At 59.8% G+C, this 19,776-nt stretch carries 11 protein-coding genes; 4 read left to right on the top strand and 7 right to left on the bottom strand.

Annotated features, from left to right (window positions below):
* Window positions 1-126 precede the first annotated feature (126 nt).
* The 4 genes from IEV53_RS02365 to IEV53_RS02350 all read right to left on the bottom strand — a co-directional run bounded on the left by IEV53_RS02365 (window position 127) and on the right by IEV53_RS02350 (window position 6,809).
* A complete protein-coding gene (locus tag IEV53_RS02365) occupies window positions 127-1,242 on the bottom strand; it encodes a lipase (protein WP_188425157.1) in 1,116 nt (371 codons plus the stop codon).
* A gap of 813 nt (window positions 1,243-2,055) precedes the next feature.
* Entirely contained in the window at window positions 2,056-3,423 is a 1,368-nt protein-coding gene (locus IEV53_RS02360) for an ABC1 kinase family protein (RefSeq protein WP_188425156.1), read from the bottom strand.
* Window positions 3,424-3,426: 3 nt separating this feature from the next.
* Complete coding sequence (locus IEV53_RS02355) at window positions 3,427-5,238, bottom strand: M3 family oligoendopeptidase (protein ID WP_188425155.1); 1,812 nt, start codon at window positions 5,236-5,238, stop codon at window positions 3,427-3,429.
* 122 nt (window positions 5,239-5,360) lie between these two features.
* Complete coding sequence (locus IEV53_RS02350; RefSeq protein ID WP_188425154.1) at window positions 5,361-6,809, bottom strand: AMP nucleosidase; 1,449 nt, start codon at window positions 6,807-6,809, stop codon at window positions 5,361-5,363.
* A 93-nt stretch (window positions 6,810-6,902) separates the two neighbouring features.
* On the opposite strand from IEV53_RS02350, the gene IEV53_RS02345 reads away from it, so the two are divergent.
* From IEV53_RS02345 to IEV53_RS02330, 4 genes are all read left to right on the top strand, one after another.
* The gene (locus tag IEV53_RS02345; protein ID WP_229719486.1) at window positions 6,903-7,265 is read left to right on the top strand and encodes a DUF6525 family protein; all 363 of its coding nucleotides are present in this window, start codon (window positions 6,903-6,905) and stop codon (window positions 7,263-7,265) included.
* A 224-nt stretch (window positions 7,266-7,489) separates the two neighbouring features.
* A complete protein-coding gene (locus IEV53_RS02340) occupies window positions 7,490-9,031 on the top strand; it encodes a hypothetical protein (RefSeq protein ID WP_188425153.1) in 1,542 nt (513 codons plus the stop codon).
* Complete coding sequence (locus IEV53_RS02335) at window positions 9,028-10,188, top strand: HlyD family secretion protein (RefSeq protein ID WP_188425152.1); 1,161 nt, start codon at window positions 9,028-9,030, stop codon at window positions 10,186-10,188. Before IEV53_RS02340 ends, IEV53_RS02335 begins: the two co-directional genes overlap by 4 nt.
* On the top strand, window positions 10,185-11,585 hold the full coding sequence (locus tag IEV53_RS02330; RefSeq protein ID WP_188425151.1) for an efflux transporter outer membrane subunit: 1,401 nt from the start codon (window positions 10,185-10,187) through the stop codon (window positions 11,583-11,585). Before IEV53_RS02335 ends, IEV53_RS02330 begins: the two co-directional genes overlap by 4 nt.
* A gap of 9 nt (window positions 11,586-11,594) precedes the next feature.
* Here the strand turns inward: IEV53_RS02330 and IEV53_RS02325 are convergent, their stop codons facing one another.
* The 3 genes from IEV53_RS02325 to IEV53_RS02315 form a co-directional block, all read right to left on the bottom strand.
* A complete protein-coding gene (locus IEV53_RS02325; protein ID WP_188425150.1) occupies window positions 11,595-13,616 on the bottom strand; it encodes a transglycosylase domain-containing protein in 2,022 nt (673 codons plus the stop codon).
* A complete protein-coding gene (locus IEV53_RS02320; RefSeq protein ID WP_188425149.1) occupies window positions 13,613-18,628 on the bottom strand; it encodes an alpha-2-macroglobulin family protein in 5,016 nt (1,671 codons plus the stop codon). The genes IEV53_RS02325 and IEV53_RS02320 overlap by 4 nt, the downstream gene beginning before the upstream one ends.
* A gap of 158 nt (window positions 18,629-18,786) precedes the next feature.
* A complete protein-coding gene (locus IEV53_RS02315; RefSeq protein WP_188425148.1) occupies window positions 18,787-19,722 on the bottom strand; it encodes a Gfo/Idh/MocA family protein in 936 nt (311 codons plus the stop codon).
* Between the last annotated feature and the right edge of the window lie 54 nt (window positions 19,723-19,776).

Genomic DNA, 19,776 nt, shown 5'->3' with positions numbered 1-19,776 from the left:
GGGGGAAAACCGGGATCACCTGCGGCTCCGCAAAAGACGCATTGAAGGAGGTTCCAGTATTTCCCGTCTGGCAGTTCGGCACCTCGCGATACGGAACTGCCGGGCAACGATCTCGCTCAGTCACGCTCAATCAAAGAAGCTGTTCTGATGGGCTGAGGGACCGATGATTTGCGACAGATTACTATCCCCTATGGGCAGCACGGGACCGTGGCCGGTAACGATAGCGTCGGCGAGAATAGAGTGCGGCGATAACTTGATGCCCATGTCGGCGGCCTGCGTGCCCGGCAGATGGAACTTGATGAAATCCGGCACAACGTCGATCAGGGACGCAATATTCTTGAAACTGCTCGCATTCCAGTCATCGAGTTTCGCCTTGAGTTTCACGCTGTCTTCCGGCGCGCCGAGCATGACCACTTTGCCGTAATGATTGAAGGCGTTGTTGGCGCCCGGCTTCATCGCCGTCACAAAAGGGGAGCCTTTTTCTGTGTCTGACGCATAATTCCCGACAGGGTCACCATGGGTCACAACGCTCACGAAGTTCTTTCCTGTACCGACTGCAGCAGCTGCATCGGGAATGCCCGTCGCCTCAAATGACATTCCCCCTAACCCAGTCTGCTGTCCCACGTAGGACGCTTCGATGCCGCCCAGAGAATGACCCGTAAGGAAAATATTATTGGTGTCGATGCCTGATTTCTGCGCCATATCCACGACATATCGCGTGAATGAGAGCGCATCTTTCTGGGCCTGCGACACTGTCTGGTTCCAAACCTGAATGTCGGATGCCACACCCGTAAGCGCCACCAGCGGGTTCAGAACAATATTATCGCCCCCCGTCGTACCCTGAAAGGCAATGATGACCTGTTTCTGATCGGTCAGCCAGACCTTCGCTGACATGGCGCTGCCCAGATCCGTCACAGCCAGTTGTTTACCATCGACAAGGAAAGGCTTCATGCCCTCAGGTGTGCCAGTCACCGTGTAACCGGCGTTGGCCGCATTGAGGAATTGCGAGGCTGTCGGGCTCTTGCCTAGATCCTGATTTTCCGGCGCCTTGATAACAGTATTATCATGCAGGACCGAAAGATCGGTCGGCGTCGTATGACCAATAAGGGATTGCGCTGTTGCTGCCACTCGGCTGAAAAAATTATTCAGCCCCGTCATATTGAACAGCTCGTTAGCACCCTGAATGATCGCTCCAGCAAGGAGACGCCCGTCTTCCCAGATTTTCTTGACCAGACCAGACATAGCCGCAGCCTTTTTATTTTTGGTTGGGTTTTTAAAAAACTTTATTTGTAAAAGAGAAACAATTACCAGGCAATAATAGTATTGTTTCTTAAAACCAAATACGGAAATGCGAGGTCATGATGATCAAGATTTGATGATAAAAAATTCAAACCGCAGGATGACGTCGCCTCAGACGAAAAAAACCATGATTTCATCGCCAGAGAATGATGAATCCCGCAGTCAAAAACAAGAAAGCACCGTGCATAAATCAATAACTAAAATAGTATACATGACTTAATAAAATACGTATTTCTTGTGTTTATTTATATAGATTCAGTTCTTATTGATGCAATATATATTTCGGCATTATGCTCACCAGAATTCGATCTATGACGTCGTTACCTCGTGCGAGACCTAGAGGCGTCGTACTTTTCAGAGGCAAGGCACGCGACGTCATGAATTCTGCGAAAAGGTTTGCCCTGCTGCTTAGCGCCAATGAAAAGCGCGGCGTTGCTGACCGTATCTGGGTGTTTTTTTATCGAGCCTGATCAGGCCCAACTACTGAAAAACCCCCGAGTCTTAGGATTGAATACGCCCCGGCCTGGTGACAACCAGGTCTCCAAGGTCCTGCCGTGCAGAACGCGATTGCGCATTTATGATAAGTGATCACCGTCTATGGAGATGTCGCATGTCGCATGTGACGACCGTTTCTGGCCGAGAGCCAAGCCTTGCTGCGATGATAATCACGTACCCCAACGTCACCGGTTGACTTCATGATCAGAGATCAACCGTAACGCGCTCTCAGCGAAAAAACCCCTACTGCTCTATGGGGAGTCACAAGCCCTCAAGTGGCGGCGGGACGCGAGCAGCGGCCAGAGCGGTCTTCTGACGTTCAGCCAAAGCGACCTCATCGAAATCGGCAATCAGTTCCTGAAACAGACGATGCCAGTTGAGCTTGGCCTTCAGCCGCAGGAAGACACTGCCGAGGCCAATAGCCGAGCGATCCACCAGCACGAATTCCCGCGAGGGTCTCACACCCCCCGTACGCTTGAGCCCTTCATAGACTTTCTCGGCGATATCACGTCCGAAATTGGGGTCGTCACTCTCCTGAATGAATCGTTCCCGATCATCCATGAGCGGACCGTAGATGAATCGCGCCCATTCATTCAGAACCGATGCCGTATCGCGTGAAATTCCCTTGAAGCCCCAGGCCTCATAGGCGGCAAACGCCATTTCCTCGTCATTATCCCGCAGGGCATTGAAGAGGTCGATGATGCCCTTGATGAAATGGGGCGGGAAGATCCGAATGGCGCCGAAATCGAGCAGGTTCAGGCCCCAGTCCGGGCGGATGGTGAAATTACCCATATGCGGGTCGCCATGGATGATGCCGTAGCGATAGACCGGGGTATACCAGGCCTTGAAAAGAGCCGTCGCAATGGCGTTTCGCTCTTCCTGGCTGGGATTGGTATCGAGAATTTTCTGGATGCCACGTCCGGACACCCATTCCATGGTCAGCAATCGCCTGGTCGAAAGTGCTTCGACTGGCAGGGGCACCGTCACCTCGGGAATATGCTGAAGCATGTCGCGATAGAGCCGCATATGCGAGGCTTCGCGCTCGTAATCCAGTTCTTCGCGCAGGCGTTCCTCAAGCTCGCGTACGACTTCATCCTGCTTGATGGCGGGCAGAAATTGCTGGACCAGCCCCACGACAACGCGGAACTGACGCAGATCGGATTCCACAGCCGCGTTCATATCGGGATATTGCAGCTTGCAGGCCACTTCCTGCCCCTCTGCGGTGACAGCACGATGCACCTGCCCGAGGCTCGCTGCCGCGACAGCCTGATGGGAAAAGGAGCGGAACTGCCGCTCCCAGTTCGCGCCAAGCTCGGTCATCATGCGACGACGCACAAAGCTCCAGGCCATGGGCGGTGCATTGGCCTGCAATTCGGCAAGCTGGTTGGCGTATTCCTCCGGCAGGGCACCGGGGATGGTCGAGAGAATCTGCGCGCCCTTCATGAGCGGGCCTTTCAACCCGCCCAGTGCCGCACGGAGATCATTGGCATGGATCGCCTGATTGGATTTGAACCCGAGCTTGTTGCCGATCACGCGTGTTGCGATGCCGCCAACCGTGCTCGAGGCCCGCGCCATGCGCTTGAATTCACCGAACAGGCCAGTCTGGTCCAGATCTTTGGAGTTACTCATCGCTTATGCGCTCTTGTCCTGTTTGTCCTGAGCTTCGAGCTCATCGATGAAGCCTGAAATCACATCCAGCCCCTTGCGCCAGAAGCCCGGATCGGTGGCATCCAGCCCGAAAGGCGCCAGAAGCTCGGCATGACGCCTGGTCCCGCCTGCTTCCAGCATCGCGACATAACGATCCTGAAACGCAGCTGTTCCCCCCTGCCCCTGTGTCTCGCCTTGATAAACGCCATAAAGCGCATTCACCAAACAGTCGCCGAACGCATAGGCATAGACGTAAAAGGGCGAATGCACGAAATGCGGCACATAGGACCAGTAGGTGTCGTAATCGGGGGTGAACTCGAATGCCGGGCCAAGGCTTCGTGTCTGCACCTCGCGCCAGATCTCACCCAGTCGCTCGGGTGACAGCTCGCCCTTGCGGCGCTCGTCATGCAGCCTGACCTCGAACTGATAGAACGCAATCTGGCGCACTACCGTGTTCAGCATGTCCTCCACCTTGCCTGCCAGCATGCGCCGGCGTCGTGCCGGGTCGGTCTCGGCATCGAGCAGCGCCTGGAATGTCAGCATCTCACCGAATACAGACGCGGTTTCAGCGAGAGTCAGAGGCGTTGACGACTGAAGATAGCCCTGACGCGCCGCCAGAAGCTGATGCGCGCCATGGCCCAGCTCATGCGCCAGCGTCATCACATCGCGGCTGCGGCCATGGTAATTGAGCAGGACATAAGGATGCGTGTCAGGCGTTACCGGGTGAGCGAACGCCCCCGATGACTTGCCCGGCACCGGCGCCACATCGATCCAGTCATTATCCATGAACTGGCCGACAAGCGCGCCAAGGCGCGGGTCGAAGCGCATATAGGCGTCGCGCACGATCGACTTGGCTTCTTCCCACGGAATCAGGCGATCCTCATCACCGGGGAGCGGCGCATTACGGTCCCAGTGCTGCAGCTTGTCGAGGCCGAGCCAGCCCGCCTTGAGGCTGTAATAACGATGGGCCAGACGCGCATAATCGGCATCGACAGCAGAGACCAGAGCCTCGACGACCTCATCCTCGACCATATTGGCGCGATTACGGCTCGAAGACGGACGCGGGAAACCACGCAACCCGTCTTCGATCGCCTTGTCCTTGGCCAGCGTGTTGGTGATCAGCACGAGAAGACGCTGATTGGCCCCAAGCGCGCGACTGACTTCTTCCGCTGCGAGACGGCGCTTCTCGCGATCGGGGCTGGAAAGCTGGTTGAGCGCCATACCCAATGGGCGCGTCTCGCCATCGAGCGTGACGGTAAGAGACGCCATGGTCTCGTCGAACAGACGGTTCCAGGAGGCACGCCCTGTGACCGATTTCTCGACCAGCACCTGCTCGACCTCGTCTGACAGCTGATAGGGGCGCCAGACACGCAGATCGCGCAGGAACGGTGCCCAGCGTGCGAGTTCGGGCGTCGCCAGACGCTGCGCCAGATCGTCTTCCTCGATGCGGTTCAGCTCGAGCGTGAAGAACAGCATATGCGACGAGATGGCGGTCAGGCGCTCGGTCATGCCTTGCGAGAAACGCCCGGTCTCGGGGTCGCTGGTATGAGCAGCAAAGCTGAGCTGCGCAAAAGCCCCAAGACGCCCCATGCGCTGGTCGATACGTTCATATTCGGCAATTGCTTCGGCCAAAGCTGCTCCGGTTGCCGTGCCCAGCTTGCCCTTCCATCTCTCGGCAAAGAGACGCGCTTCCTCATCGCATGCAGCAAGGTCGCGCTCTATCGCCGGATCGGTCAGCCCGGCATAGAGATCAGAGAGATCCCAGCGGGGCAGTGAGGCGCTGTCGGCTTGAGCCATGAAACGATGTCCTTGTCTTCTTGATTGGGTCTTCTTGATTGGGCAAAGACCCTCCTGCGCCGCGAATGCTCGCCGGGGCGGCAGGAGGGAAGCGCCCCTTTCTGGTAAGGGGCTGTACTGGATCAGCGGAAAGCGGGCTCGTCGAAACCCCGCAGCTTGCGCGAATGCAAGCTGTCGACACCACGTTCGCGCAGAAGCCTCATGGTTTCTATGCCGACCATCAGATGCTGGCTGACGCGCTCGCGATAAAAGGCATTGGCCATGCCGCGCAGCTTGAGTTCACCATGAAGCGGCTTGTCGGAAACGCAAAGCAATGTGCCGTAGGGTACGCGAAAACGAAAACCATTCGCCGCAATGGTCGCAGATTCCATATCGACGGCGATCGAACGGCTCATGTTGATTGGGGTGAAGAGGGCCCGCAGGCGCAACTCCCAGTTGCGGTTATCGGTCGTCAGCACAGTGCCGGTGCGTAGCCGGGTCTTGATGTCGCGGTCTTCCAGACCTGTCACGCGTTGCATGGCTTCCTGCAGCGCCACCTGTACTTCTGCGATGGGCGGCACGGGAACCCAGGTCGGCAGATCGTCATCAAGCACATGATCGTCACGCACATAGCCATGGGCCAGCACATAATCACCCAGTACCTGTGTGCGGCGCAGCCCGGCGCAATGGCCGACCATCAGCCAGCAATGGGGCCGCAGAACGGCCAGATGATCGGTGATGGTTTTTGCGTTGGACGGGCCGACACCGATATTGATCAGCGTGATGCCATCACCATCCTTGCGGCACAGATGATATGCCGGCATCTGCGGCAATGAGTCGACAGGCTGCCCCTCCTGCCCATCGCGCGTATAGACCGCGTCACCCGGCTCGACGAAGGCGTGATATTCACCTCCGGCATCGATCTGCGTGCGCGCAAAATCGCGAAACCCGTCGACATAGCGCTGATAATTGGTCAGCAGAATGAAACGCTGAAAATGACGCGGCGCCGTGCCGGTATAATGATGCAGTCTCGCGAGCGAATAATCCGTGCGCTCGGCGGTAAAGAGCGCGAGGGCTCGAGGCGCGGCCGGGTCGGGGATGATCTCGCAATTGGCAATGGTGTCATCTGTCGCGTGCAGATCAGGCAGGGCGTAATTGTCCTGCAGCAGCTTCAGATCGGCCTCGGTCAGACCGGTCACAGCGTCTTCCATCACATAAGGCAGCGGCATGGGACGTCTGGACAGACCCACATGCACAGGCTGCCGATAGCACTCGATTAGATTCTCGATTTGCGCGCGCCAGTAGCTGCGAAACAATGACGGCCGGGTAAGCGTCGTGCCGTAGAAACCCGGTTCGAGCAGCACGCCGAAGCGCGGCTTGACGTCATGAGGAATAGACCCGCGCTGAAGCGGAAACGCGAGATAGGGATAGAACGATTCAGCGGGCTGACGGGACGCAAAGGCATCACGTAGACGCTTCACCCCTTCTTCGTAAAGGGCCTCGATACGGTCGAGCGCGGCTTCAGCGTCATGAAACGGCATGAAGCCCGATCCCACCTGATCGAATAACCTGTCCTGTCCTGCTACGCTCATCCTGCACCTCCGGGCGTCACCGTCTTGCGACAGGCTAGCCTGTTGTTCCGGTCAGTGATAGACGTCGATATAGTTATGTTATAACATAACTATATGCTACACTCTGCCCCACGAAATGCTCCTGCTTCCATCACCAATGACGGCACCTGCCGCAAGGCGCTGTGGCGCCGCTATGAAGGTGACCCTTGGGCTGCTTTCGACGCCTTGCCCGTTTCGATACGCCGTCGTCTGGCCGAGCATGTCTATGACGCCTGGTCGGTCAATGCGCTTATTCTCTGGCGACATTACAAGAAGGTGCATGGCGCAACGCCACGTGCCGAGCGCGCCATGATACGCTATCTCGATTATTGCGAGCGCCTCGAGCAAGAGGCCTTTACCGAACGTCACGGCGCCCTTGCCCATCTTGATGCCGGGGCAACGCCCATGCGCTATGGCGCCCTGTCCGCCGCCGAGTGAAAAGCAGGGCTCACCGGTCATCACTCATTTGTCACACCCTGATTCCAGTGCTCTCTGCCATAATAAGCAGAAGCCATGCATTACATACTTGTAAATATTTCCTTCTTCGACGGATTTCGCTCCAAATTCACGCAGAACGCATGGCATAGAATGCCTCGCGATATTGTGAGAAGTTCAGAACATTTAGGCGTTTTCCTCTGACTACTGGAAGTTCAACTTCCGGCATGGAGCGGCCACCACTTCTTGGTGCGCCCTATATCGCTCATCATCCAATGTGGCGGCGGGTTCTGTATGCGCTGATGGGCATCTTCATGCCCATCGCCGCCTCGACCCAGAACTCTCTGTTCTCCGGCAATCTGAGCAATGCCGCTGGTGAGGCCGGGCTGAGTGCGGCAGAGGCCACCTGGCTGGTCGCTGGTTTTGTAGCCGCCGCCGCCTTCGCCAATCTCGTGGTGATCAAGGGGCGTCAGCAATATGGAATCATGTTTTTCCTTACCAGCCTGCTGGGTGTGAATATCGCCACCGGTCTCCTGCTGATTTTCTTCCCTGGTTTTACAACGCTCATGATCAACCGCGTCAGCAACGGTCTCATGGTCTCGACCAATGTCGCAGGGGGCGTTTACTACCTTATTCAGGCCCTGCCGAAATCGCGCCGGGTGGAGGCCATCGCCATTGCCATCGCCAGCCTGCAACTGGCCAACCCGATCGCAGCGCTCGTTCCGGTAGACCTGCTGACCGGCTCCGGCAATTTCGGCTTTGCCTGCATCGCCACGGCGCTGGGCGCCCTGCAACTCGCCCTCGTCCTGCTGTTGCCTCTCCCCACCACGAACATGGGAAAAGTCTTCGAGCCCATGGACTGGTTGTCTGGTGTGCTCCTGCTGGGGGTGTCGATCTGCCTTGCTGCCGTACTCACGCTCGGTCGCACGATGTGGTGGACGGATACCCCCTGGATCGGCTGGCTATTGGTTGGGCTGGTCGTTTGCGGCGCGTGTGCCCTGTGCGTCGAGTTCTGTCGCACGCGCCCGCTGCTACAGATCAACTGGCTCAGCACAGGAACCATTCTGCGCTTCGGGCTTGTCGCCATCATGGAACGCCTGCTGCTTTCAGAGCAGAGCACGGGTGTGATCGGCCTGTTCTCCCACGCCGGGCTGATCAATGACCAGTATCACACGCTCGATCTCTTCGTGATCATGGGGATGATTGCCGGCATTACGGCCATGGCTTTCTCCCTTTCCCCACGGCTCATTCCCGTACAATGCGTTGTCGCCCTGCTGGCGATCGCCCTGGCTTCCTGGCTCGATTCAGGCAGTAACGGCCTGACACGACCGAGCGATGTCTATGTCTCGCAGACCCTGCTTGGCTTCGGCACGACGCTCTTTGTCGGCCCTGCCCTGCTCTATGGCATCATCCTGGTCCTGAGATCGGATACGAGCCACTTCATCTCGACCATCTATGTCTTCGCCATTACGCAGAGCATCGGCAGCGCCACGGGCGCGGCACTTCTGGGCAGTATGCAATATTACTACCAGAACTACGCGATGGTCGGGTTCTCGTCGCGCATGGCCGATACGGCCTCGCTCTCCCTCGCCGCAGCCCATCAGGGCCTGTCCTCGATATCGCAGACACTGTCCGATCAGGCCGCCGTCATGGGCTATCTCAATGTGTTCGGCTTTGTCAGCGTTCTTGCTCTCTGCGCGGTGGCACTGATCGCGCTCGTGATGCTCTGCAAACACCTCCTTGAAATTTCGGCAAAACACCCGTCATGACCCAAACACCCAACGCCCCTGCCGACGCGCATGATACCCGCACAGCCCCGCCTGCCTCTCCGGCGCCGGTCTGGCATCCGCCCAGGCGCAACCTTCTCGTGCTTGCGATCGTCTCGTTTCTGGCCGTCATCGCCATTGCCTGCATTCTGGCCGCCTTCGACCTTGCGCCCTTCGGCGAGCAGGGGGTGCGCACCGATGACGCCTATATGCAGGGCCATGTGATGATCGTGGCCCCGCAGGTACCCGGCTATATCGAGGGGGTATTCGTCACCGATTATGCCACCGTGCATAAAGGGCAGCTTCTCGTTCAGATCGATGAAAGCACCTACAAGGCACGCGTGGCGCAGGCGCAGGCCGATCTGGGCAGCAAGCAGGCTGCGTTGATCAACAACAGGCAGAATCAGGCCTCTGCCCGCGCGCGGCTCGACCAGCGACAGGCGGCGCTCATGACCGCGCGCGCCCATCTGACACGCAGCAGCGCCGATCATCATCGGCAGGCCGCGCTCGTTGGCGATCAGAGCGTCTCACAGAAGGAATATGATGCCGGGCTCGATAGCTGGCGTTCGGACGAGGCCTCGCTGCGGCAGGCCCTGGCCGATGTGCGCGCCGCAGAAGCAGACGTGAAAGCGGCCGATATCCAGGAGCAGGTCCTGAGCGCGGATGTGCGCCAGGCAGAAGCCAGCCTGCTCTCGGCACAGATCGATCTCAACCGCACCCATATCCATGCAGAAAGCGACGGAGTGATCGGCCGCACGGGGGGCACCCATATCGGCGCCTATGTCGGTGCAGGCACGGCGCTTTTCTCGCTCGTTCCCAACGAACGCTGGGTGGTAGCCGAATACAAGGAGGCCCAGACGGGCGCTATCCGGGTCGGTCAGGCGGCGTCCTTCACGGTCGATGGCCTCAACGGACAGAAATTCACCGGCCGCGTCTTTCGCATCGCGCCCGCCACAGGTTCTGAATTTGCCGTGGTCAAGCCCGATAATGCGACCGGCAACTTCGTGAAAATTCCTCAGCGTATCGGTATCTATATCGCCATAGACCCCAACCAGCCCAATGCCGAGCGCCTCGCGCCGGGCATGTCGGTCGAGAGCTATGTCGCGACGCCAGCCGATACCGGCCACGACCATAAACACTCCGGGGAAGCAACACCGTGAGCGCCCGTTATCGTGCCTCGCTTATGGCAGGGCTGGCAGTGCTGCCGCTGTTTCTGAGCGCCTGCCAGAAAGGCGATTTCATCATGCCCCGGGGCTCTGCAGTGACAGCCCCCGCAACATGGCGGCAAGGCAATGCGGCCCAGCCCGAGACGACGCTCGACCCGCAATGGTGGAGCCGGTTCGGCGATCCGGTTCTGGTGGCACTCGTTTCCCGCGCGCTTGAAAACAACCCTGACCTCGCCCTTGCTGCAGAGCGCGTGCTTCAGGCGCGCGGGCAGATGCGGCTCGCCCTCAGTGCCCAGCTGCCGCATATCGATGGCCAGGGGCTTGGTGTCGGTAACGGCCATCTGATCGGGCAGAATTTCAGCCAGTACATTCTGGGTGGCACACTGACCTTCGATTTCGATCTGTTCGGCAAGCTGCGCGAACAGACGCGGTCGGCACGGGTGCAGACCCTGTCGAGCGAGGCCGACCGCGAGACAGTAAGGCTCGCACTGATCAGCGACACGGTGCGGGCCTATGTCTCGCTTCAGGCGTCACGCAGCGTGCTCGCCATTCTCGAACGCAATCTGGCCGTGAGACAGGCCGAACAGACCCGAGTGACCCATCAGCTCAGGGCTGGGTATGAAAAAATCAGTTCCCTTGATCAGGCCGACGCGCTGGTCAGCGATGCGGAAGCACAGATCGCGTCGACACGGTTGCAGATTGCCCAGCAGGAAGACGCTCTGAGCGTGCTGCTCGGTGACATGCCGGGAGACCAGATCGCCACCCTTACAGCGGGGCTCCCTCTGGAAGCCCTGCGCCTGCCGCCTGTCATCGCTCCCGTCCCTGCCCGGCTCTTGTCAAACCGGCCCGATCTCATTTCTGCTGCCGACCAGATTGTCGCGGCAGATCACAGTCTCAAATCGGCGCGCGCGGCCTTCCTGCCCGATATCGTGATCAATCCCGGTATCGGCACAGCCGGTGGGGGTGGACCGATTTCCGGAACGATCTGGGCCCTGGGCGGCAGTCTGCTTGCGCCGATCTTCGAGGGTGGCGCCCTGCGTGCCAAGGAAAGCATTGCTGTTTCGCAGCGCAATCAGGCCGCCTGGACCTATCGCAGGACCGCAGTGCAGGCTTTCCGTGAGGTGCAGGATGCGCTTTCCGGAACCACGCATTTCGCAGCGCAGGAAGTCAGCCTCAAGCGCAGCCTGAGCAGCAGGCAGCACACGCTTGAGGACGCGCGAAAGGAACTGAGCACAGGCTATGTCAATTACTTCGACGTCGCCAATGCAGAGAGCGCGGCCCTTTCTGCTGAACTGCAGACGGTGCAGATCAGGGCCTCACGCCTGGCCGAACTCGCTACACTCTATCAGGCGGTCGGAGGCGGCTATACGGCACCAGCCAGCAAGCCGTGAGCCCCTCACCTACTGAACACGAATATCCACGCTGCTCCCGGCGCCGGTCGCGTCAACAAGGGCGATATGGGCAAAGCCGGGGCCGTCAGGTGTCCATGAAGGCGTAATCCCTATGGGCGTATCAAGCGGCACACCATTGACCAGCCAGCGATAGGGCTCGACACCACCGCTCGCAACCAGACCAAGCGGCGTGACATGACCATCTTCGGCAAAGCACTCCACTCTGCCGCCATTGACCGGCTGCACGATCTGGGGGCCGCGCTTTTCGCCAAGTTTCTGCAAGGCGGGAGAAAGCGTTGCCTGAACCGGCATCGTGTCGGTTGGCAGAGTGCCGCTTTCGGGCAGGATATCGAAAACATGCATCATCAGGGGGGCACTCGTACCGAGCCCTGTGATACCGGGCACTGCCGTGCCATCGGGGCGCCCGCCCCAGACAACGACAGTCCAGTCACCACGCAGCCCCGCTGCCCAGGCATCGCGCTGGCCATAGGACGTGCCGGTCTTGAAAGCCACCCTGTCTTCACCTGTGACCACCCGACCTTTGGGCAAGGGAGCGCCGCCCAGAATCGACAGGATCTGTCGGCTCGCCCTCGCCCCGATCAGACGCGCGCCGGGTGCGGGCTCGACCGGCCAATCTAAGCTGAGCGGGCGCGAGACTCCCTGATTGGCAAAAGCGACATAGAGCCTGCCCAGATCGAGCGGAGTAATGCCGACGCCACCCAGTGCCAGAGCCAGGCTCGGGGAGGTATTGGGCGGCAGTTTGAGCCCGATACCGGCAGCATCGAGCGTGCCGGCAAAATAGCCCGCCCCGATCATATCCAGTGCCCGTACGGCTGGCAGGTTATAGGAGCGCTGCAGAGCCGTACGCACGGTCGTGGTACCGTGGAAAATACGGTCGTAATTACGTGGCGCGTAGCCACCGAAATGGCTGGCACGGTCCTGAATGATCGTATCGGGCGCCAGCAGACCGAGCTGGAAGGCCATGCCGTAGATGGCGGGTTTGAGCGCCGAACCGGGCGAGCGCCAAGCGGTGATCATGTCGGCAGCACAGCCCGAGCAGTCATTGCCCGCATTGCCCTGCCAGGCAGCGATGCTGCCATCGCGGCGCGCGACCAGCACTGCCCAGGTTCCGCCAGATGGTGGGGGCGTGTCACGCAGAATACCCGCGATACTGGCCTGGAGCCGACGGTCGATAGACGTCTGAAACACGCCGCGCACGCCCTTGCGCCACTGCCAGAGGAGCGGTCCGGGCGCTTCATGAACGGCATGACCGATATGCAGCGTATAGGGCATTGCCCCACGACGCACCCAGCCTTCGGCGGGTTGTGTTGCGAGAAGCCGCGCCACCGCTGCCCGCGCAGCCTGCGGATGCCTGTCGGGGCGCAGGCTTTCGGGATGACGCGCCATCACGATCAGAAGGGCCGATTCCTCCGAGCCCAGATGCAGCGGTTCGTGCCCGAACCAAAGCAAGGAGGCCGCCCGGATTCCCTCGATGTTACGGCTTTCGGGCGCAAGGGTGAGATAGAGATCGAGCACACCGCGCCGGCCATAGCGCCACTCAAGCTGCACACCACGGAGCATGTCGAAGATCTTGCCGCGCAGGCTGTGCCTGTGCGGGGTAAGCAGACGCGCCGTCTGCATGGCCAGTGTCGACCCGCCGGAAACGATATGGCCACGTGTGACCAGCTGGAAGCTCGCCCGCAGAAGCGACAGCGGATCGACCCCCGGATGAACCCAGAACCGACGATCCTCAACCTGAAGCAGAAGCGCCAGATAGCGCGGGTCGACCGCCTCCCGCTTTGTGGCGAAGCGCCAGGCGCCATCCGGGCTGACACGCCCGTCGAGCACCTCGCCGCGCATGTCCTGCATCAACAGGGCCTGTTTTTCGGCCCGGCTCATATCCGGCGGCAGAAGCCGGTCAGCGGCCAGAAGACCGCCAGCAAGACACAGCACTGCCAGAGAGGCGCCTGCCAGTCCGCGTCGCAGAAATCTTCTGCGCCTCGAACCGGCTCGCTGGTCAAGACCCGTCATCGCGGTGCGATGACGATCCGGCCAGCCGCATTCCGCCCCATCAGGGCCGGGCTGAAGCGATCACGTACGACTGTTTCAGGCAGCAGGAACTGACCCGGCGTGACGGCGCGCACGATATAGGCAAGCCTGAAGTCATTACTCCCGAGAAGACGGCTCGAAGACGGGCTGTAGGTGCCCCCTCGCAAATCGAAAGCGGCAAAGAAACGGTCATCCTTGAGCGCCACAGCACTTGTCTGCGTCGTCTCGCCAAGGAAAGACGGACCAGCCTTGGGATCGGGCGCGTCTGAATCACTCCCTTCTTCCCCGTCGCGAACAGCCTCTGCTTCCCGGCCGCGCAGGACGCTCTCGATCTCCCATCCTGCGGGCAGGAGCTGGGTCAGGACACAGTGATGCGCGTTGCGATCCTGCGACTTGCCCTCGATCACCACCAGGAAACGGTCATTCTGACTGCCCTTGGCGGGGTCATAAGGCGCGCCATCCATCGTGACGGTCGAGACCTTCACCGTAAAGCCGTTGCTGATCGCCTCGGGCGCCTCCTTGGGTGTTCCGGTAACCGTGACTGTCATCCAGAGCGGTACGGTGCCGGTATTGCTCAGTTTTGTGCCATCAAGCTTGTCAGCATCGGGAGAAACGGCCAGCGGCAGAGCAATCGGGCGGGGTTGTTCGACACCGTTGATGGCAATACCGCGCGCCGGATCGGGCTTGTTCATGGCCGAAGCCGCTTCAAGCAGGGCGGTGGTGGTCGCGTTGCTGATCCAGGGCACCGGCACATCGAGCAGACCGAAGCGATCCGTCAGTTTCTGAGCAAGACCGTTATTGCCGCTCTCTGCAGCCAGCGACACCAATCCGCCGAGATCACGCAGATAGACCCAGTAATAGGGGTCGAGCATCGACGGACGCCCGGACAGGGTCGGGCCAAGAGCATCGACAGCCATAGCGAAAAGCGCGTTGCTTGAGGGACGCTCATTGGCAAGCGCCAGACCGCCCGCAATATGACCAAGGGCCAGCGCATCGGCAAAGGTCGCATTTGCCACGGTGTCTCCCCAGAAAACGCGGCTCGATCCGCCCATGCCACGCGCCGAGGCGCTATCGCCCAGAGCACGCAGGGCCGGCGCATCAAGACGGCCAGCACGCGCCAGAACATAAAGCGCATAGGCCCTTGTCTCCGGCGTGACAGCGTTTTCGGAATTATCTGCATGACGATCGTCAATACCGGGGCTCTGCGCCTGCGATGTCACGAGCCAGTCAAGCGCATGATCCAGGGAGTCCTGAGGCACCGCATATCCTGCCTCTTTCGCGTGGACCAGGAAATCGACGGCATAGATCTGCTCCCATGGGAGAAGCCTGCCATCGTTCAGACGCCAGGAACCAAAACGCCCCCCGGCATCTTCACGATCGACCAGCATGGAAATAGCGGTGTCGATCCGTTTCTTTGCCCCTTCAGGCACAGTCAGGCGCGCCAGAGCCTCATGCCCCTTGAAAGCCAGAAGACCGCGTGCGGAGGCTGCTAGGCTGGTCGTATCATTGCCATAGCCGGCCTCGAGATTCTGGAGCAGGGCAATCGTATTGAGCCCATGCACACCCGAATAGCCGAGTGTCACGGCCGAACTGCCCGGTTCGAACTGGGAGAGTAGAGAGGCAGAGGCCTGATAGCTCTGGCCTGGATCCTGTTTCTGCTCGGTCGATTGCGTAATCGGCAGATGGCCCGGACGAACCTCGAGATCCCAGTTGCGGGTGAGAATGGTCCGGCCCTGCCTGTCAGCCAGCTTCGCCGTCAGATGGGCGATTCCGGATTGATCGGCCTGCATGGATGTCGAAAACGACTGACGCCCCCCCTTTTGCAGATCGGCATCGAATTTGGCTGCACCGGTCAGGTGAACGGGGCCAGTGCTGCTGAGCGTAACCGCATAACGGCCAGCCGCCCCTTCGGTATTGACCAGCGAGACCAGATTGGTCGCCACATCGCCCGGCGCCAGAAAGCGCGGCAGGGTCAGATCCGCAAAGACGGGGTCCCTGACCAGAAGATCAGATTCTGCCGAACCGAGCGCGTCATCGGACCAGGCGGTTACCATCAGATGCAACGTGCCTTCAAAATCGGGCACATCGAGCGGTATGCTTGCATGACCGCTTTCATCAGGCGTGATGACGCCTGTGAAAAGCGAGACGATGCGGGTCGAGGTGACGGAGAGCCCGCCCCCCTCGCCGCCTTCATCTCCGCCTTCACGCAGCAATCCTGCCTGCCCGACCGGCGTCATGAGATGAGCGTAGCTGTCCTTCACATCCAGACCGAAAGCCCTGCGCCCGTAGACCAGGTCGAACACATCGGGAAGCTTCCACTGCGTAAGGGCGAGAATACCCTGATCGACAGCCGACACCACAAAATGCACACGCTTGCCACCCTGAATGGTCACGGGCAGCGTGGCCTTCGTCTGGGGCCGGATGACCTGTGGCGTCTCGACGGCAATCTTCAGCCGGTGCGCCGCCTGATCGAGCCCGATATAGGCCAGCCCCACGGCCCGCGAGGGTTCGTGGGCGCGAGCGGGTGTGTCGAGCGGACGGAATGCTGTGATCAGCACATAAGCCCCACCGGGCCAGTCAGCCTGCGCCGTGACCGGAATATCAAGCCCACCCTTGGGCAGGATGACCGTCTTGGCGCTCTGCACGCGATCGGTCGCAATCACGATCTGCGCCTCACCGGCGAAGGGCGCCTGAACATGCACGATTGTCTGACCACCGACAGGCAGCACCTTGTCACGCACGGAAACGCTCAGGCGGTCGGGAGCGTTGGGCCGTTCCCTGCTGTCAGACCACCATCCCGTGGTGAAACGCTGAGACGTTGCCGCATTTGTCGTCGGGTCCGTCAGGATCATCCGATAACGGCCGCCATCGAGCTCAGGCGCAAAATGCACGCGGCCCTGCGCATCGGTCGTAACTGTGCCGTGCTGGAGCGGCTCGTCGATCACATGGCGGACGAAATGCCAGCCGCGCGATTCCGAAATCCAGTCATAGGTCTCATTCTCGCGCACCAGCGTCCAGGTCAGGGCGCGCGACGCGATGGGCTTGTTGTCAGGGGTCAGGGCAATCGCTTCGACCGGCACGGGCTGGGTCGCGTTTTCGCTTCCCATCGGCGGCGTTGTGACCCGCATCCCAATAAGCAGCCGATCCCGCTGGACTGGCACCGAAAGGGTCTTGGTAACGCTACGTCCCGAGGGATCGAACAGGCTCACCCTGATTTCCGCCTTGATCGGCAGAGTAAGACCGCCAGGAAGATCGGGTGACACCAAAACCTTTGACTGCCCGGCATCATCGGTGTCCGGCACCGTAACGGATTGCTGGTCGGGGCTGAAATTCTGGGTTGCCAGACCGAACACAAAGCCTTTCAGACCCGGCACAGGCTCTTCATCGCGCAGGATGCGCACCAGCCCTTCGCCGTGAAGATGTGCAGCAGGCGCGCCATAAAGATAGCGCCCCTCAATCGTGATCGGCAGCCCCTGACCTTCGGTCAGCTCGTTCTTTCCGGGCTTTACCTCGACAGCAATGGTCTGCGGTACGAAATCCTGCACAAGGACAGAAGCACGGCCAATCGGCGGCGAGGTCGGATCGACATAGGCCTCAAGCGACCAGCTTCCTGCAGCAGCGCTGGGAGAGAGAGCGAAGCTGTTGAGAAAACCGCCGCCTTCCTGCGGCTTGAGCACAAGTGTCTGTGCCTTCACGCCATCGGGACGACGCAGAATGACGGTCAATGGCAGGGTGTCGAGCGACTTGCCCTGGGCGTCACGCAGCAGGACGGTCGTGTTCACGCTCTCGCCGGGGCGATAGATACCGCGATCCGTGACGATCACAGCCTGCTGCGGCCCCGGAGCCACATGGCCCTCTGCCCCCCGGTCGGAGAAATCGAACCAGGCCTGTGTCAGTGAAACGCTCGTGAAGTCTCCATTTGGGCTGGTTGCCAGAAGCGTGACGGGCTGATCCGCCCCCTTGCCCTTGATCAGACCGGCAGGGAAAACAACCTGCCCTTCGCTGTCGCTGACCGCCTTGCCCAGATCGTCTCCGCCCTGAGACACAAGGCGCACAGTGACATTCTTGAGCGGAAGCGCGGTCGACAGGGCACGCGCATAGACATGCAGACCATCTGTGCCGCGCATCGTGGTCAGGGCAGTGTCGCTTACATTTACCCAGTGAGCAGCGATAGGCAGACCATAATCGTCGCTATCGTCTGATCCATTCGACGCTTTCGGCAATGGCGCTGCAATGCGGCTGTCGCCTTTGGGCGTAAGGGCATTCTCGGCGGTCACAAGATACAGGCCCGGCTTCTGCCCCTCGATCAGCTTGGCGATCGGAAAAGCGGTGACGACGCCTGCATTGCGGGCGCCCCGCGTCTCCATCGTACCTGACCAGACCTGGCTCAGACGCGTGCTGCGCAATCTTTCAAACTCATAGGTCTCGAGCGACGTCTGGGTTGTGTCGACCCTTGGATAGGTATCCATGCTCGTCATGCTCTGGGCCGCGATGGGAGACAGACGCCAGACGCTGAGCCTCACCCGCTCCATATTTACCGTCTGCACATCAAGACCCGCAGCGCTGCGACGCGGCAGGATGAAACCCTCTCCGGCAAGGCTGAGACTGGGCGTACGATCTCCCGTGGCTATGCTCACCGAGATCGGATCGGCGAGAATACGCCCCTGGGCGTCGTGAATGCCGCTGCTGAGGCTGACCTTGTAGCGTGTGCTCCAGGCCAGGCCGCCCAGGCAGAGATCGTGATCGCTGACCCTGATATCCGGGCGCAGGCTGGGCGTTATCTTGACATGATCGGCGTAGTGAGGCCCGGCCTTGCTATCCAGCGACTTGGCGAAACGCAGGCACAATTCAGGACTCTTGCCACCTGTATTGAGCAGCGTGCGTCGAAACTGCATGGGCTCTGCCAGAACAGCAGTGCTGCAAAGCAGCATGACTGCAAGAGGCAGGCCGATGGTGATCATGCCGAGCGATCGTTTCTGCGCCGATTTTTTCATCAATTTCATCCAGAACCACGAATTACCGTTACTTCTTGATGACAATCATTCGAAAGATCGGCAAGTCTCCCCATACCCGGTTTCGACCACTATACCCGTGGATGTGATCGTTATTTGATAATTTGAAATAATAATGACAGATGAAGACTACAATAGTTTCAATTTGTTCGTAAGTATCTCTGTGGGTTCTGCCTCGTCCCGAACGCCAAGGCATCGGTCACCAGATCGAGCGCACGCAGGTCGAGAGAAGATCGCCCCTCCCGGATCAGCGCCGCAAAATGTCGATAGACCCCTGCATATTCGCGCGCCTCTGCCAGAACGATCTCGCGGGAGCCGCGATGAAGCCGCGCGCCCCCTTCTGACAGGATCACTGTCTCCCCATTTCCGGCATACCAGACGATTTCCCATATCTCGCTTGCCGCCTCATGCCGCCAGTCGAATTCTGCCGAGATCGGCAGACCGGTCTCGCTGCCACGCATCGCAAGCCTGACCTGAGAGGGCGCACGCTGATCACCATGAAAAGACAGGAGAGCCGTATCGTAGAGAATGACTTCGGGCGACAAGGAGCAGAGTATCGAAAGAGCGTTGATCCCGGCATCGAAAACACCCAGCGCTCCATCCCGCCACAGCCAGTCGGCACCAGGATGCCATTTCTCGGCATTTTCCTTCCAGGCGATTGTCACGCGCTCGATTGATAGTGCGGGCAGTATTTCCCTGAGTACCGGGATGGAGGCCGCATAGACAGAGTGCCAGGCTGCAAAAAGCGTCAGTCCACGATCATCAGCCAGACGGGACAATGATCCTGCCTGAGATCGGGTAACGGTCGGTGGCTTTTCAAGCAGCACATGCCACCCCGAAGCAAGGGCCTCATGGGCAAGTCCGTAGCGCAGAGCCGGAGGCGTACAAAGCGCCACAGCATCAATCATCAGATCGCATTGCCTGAGCTCTGCAAGTGTCGCGAAGACCGGCACATCGAGCGCCACCGGCACAGGTGAGACGGCAGCGACGATCGTAAAATCCGGATCGTTTTCCAGTGCGGGAAGATGCTGCTGCCGGGCAATCTGCCCTACCCCGATAACGGCTATACGGATCATCCGCGCTTCATTCCCGATCGTCTCCGCGATGACCATCACCGGAGCGTAGGGGGA

It is taken from the genome of Asaia siamensis, from assembly GCF_014635085.1.
Taxonomy (GTDB): domain Bacteria; phylum Pseudomonadota; class Alphaproteobacteria; order Acetobacterales; family Acetobacteraceae; genus Asaia; species Asaia siamensis.
This window is presented reverse-complemented; position numbering and strand designations above follow the sequence as displayed.